At 73.2% G+C, this 482-nt stretch carries 1 protein-coding gene; it reads right to left on the bottom strand.

What is annotated here, in order from left to right; genetic code table 11:
• Positions 1–138 precede the first annotated feature (138 nt).
• Positions 139–330 carry a hypothetical protein gene (locus tag ACZ4WZ_RS33780; protein ID WP_467896928.1) on the bottom strand — a complete coding sequence of 64 codons (192 nt, stop codon included), beginning with the start codon at positions 328–330 and terminating at the stop codon, positions 139–141.
• Positions 331–482 lie beyond the last annotated feature (152 nt).

Here is a 482-nt window from a genome sequence, read left to right as displayed (position 1 = left end):
TAGGCCAGCTCCATCCAGCGCTCGATGCCGGTGGCGGAAACGTTCTCGTTGACCACCGCCATCAGCACCCCCTCGGTACCGGAGGCGATGTCGCGGACCCGGCGGCGAAGGAGGCGGTGGGGGACGTACTCGTAGCACTCACTCACCGGATGCCTCCTCGGCGATGCCGAGGAACTGCTCCCAGCCAACCCGAGCACGATCGAGCAGGTCCCCGCTGGGCTCACGCAAGGCCGCCATCGTCAGGCTGAGGCCGTCAGGGATGTCCATGCTGAGCACGTCGCGGGCGGCGCGGGAGGCCTCCTGGGGCAGGCGTCGCTTCTGAATGACCATGCCCAGATGCTTTCGCCCCGGCGGCGCCACCGGCATTGTGTGCGGCGACCTCGTCGTGGGGGGGGGGGGGGGGGGGGGGGGGGGGGGGGGGGGGGGGGGGGGGGGGGGAGGGGGGGGGGGGGGGGGGGGGGGGGGGGGGGACAGGAGTAAAC

The sequence above is a fragment of the Streptomyces sp. NPDC029122 genome, assembly GCF_055569445.1.
Note: the sequence above shows the minus strand (reverse complement) of the source record. Positions and strands in the feature narration are given on the sequence as shown.

Coding starts and splice junctions, on each gene's coding strand:
- ACZ4WZ_RS33780 (WP_467896928.1), bottom strand. CDS start 330: ATGGTCATTCAGAAGCGACGCCTGCCCCAGGAGGCCTCCCGCGCCGCC.